Annotated in this window: 1 pseudogene; it reads left to right on the forward strand. The window is 65.5% G+C overall.

Annotation, left to right across the window (positions count from 1 at the left end):
- Positions 1–163: 163 nt before the first annotated feature.
- Positions 164–783, forward strand: a pseudogene (locus IG74_RS47295) (transposase family protein); the annotation flags it as partial.
- Positions 784–1,074: the final 291 nt, after the last annotated feature.

Consider the following 1,074-nt stretch of genomic DNA (forward strand, 5'->3'; position numbering starts at 1 on the left):
ACGCCCGCGCCAAACCCTGGATCTGGGGCAGACCGGCCCCGCCCACCCGTCTCCTCCGCCGCCGTTTCGAGTACCGCCTTTGAGGAATCGAGCACTAGGCCTGATGGGGTGAACGTGCCGGTCAGAGGGCTTGGGTGACGGGACAGGGCCCCTGGTCGTTGGCGTGGTGATCTCACTCATCACACCGGCGTCCGAGGGGCCCTGTTGGTTCCGTATTGTTCCATGCTCGACGTCTCCCACGAGTTGGTCGAGCATGTCTCCTGGCTGCTCTACGCCCGTCGGCAGCAGCTCAACTCGCCCTGGCGAAGACCCGGCTGCTTCAAGCAGGCTCTCCTGGCACTGGCGCATCTGCGGAAGAACGAGACGTTTCCGCAGCTCGCCGCAGGTTTCGGTGTCTCCACCACGACGGCATGGCGGTACGTCGACGAGACTCTCGGCGTCCTGGCGGCGTGGGCGCCGGGCCTGCGTGAGGCTCTGGTGGGACTGGGTGAAGGCGACTTCGTCATCGTTGACGGGACTCTCATCCCGGCCGACAGAATGGCCGCGGACGAGCCGTACTACAGCCACAAGCACCGTCAGTACGGGATGAACGTGCAGGTCATCCCGCGTGCGGACGGGACACCCCTCTGGTTCTCCCGTGCGCTGCCCGGCCGGACCCATGACCTGACCGCGGCCCGCGCCCGCGGCATCGTCCAGGCCTGCCTGATCAGAGACATCCTGATCCTGGCCAGCCGCGCCTGCCAAGGAGCCGGCGCAACCTTCCGCACCCCCTACAAGCACCACATGGCATTACAGATGAACGTCCACAGTGTAAGGTAGATGCATGTCTACGTACTCGATCGTCGAAGCACGGGCCAAGATCGGCGAACTCGCACGCCGTGCGCCCAGCACGAGCGCATCACCCTCACTGACCGCGGAGTTCCCGTCGGTGCCTCACTGATCGCCGACAGCGACCTGGAAGACCTCGAAGACGCGCTCGCTATCGCCCGGTACGAGCTCCAAAAGGAACGCGGCACCCTGCGCCTGCTCCCCCACGACCAGGCCATGCGCATCCTTGACGGCGAAGAAGAGATG

It is taken from the genome of Streptomyces sp. NRRL B-1347, assembly GCF_000720325.1.
Taxonomy (GTDB): domain Bacteria; phylum Actinomycetota; class Actinomycetes; order Streptomycetales; family Streptomycetaceae; genus Streptomyces.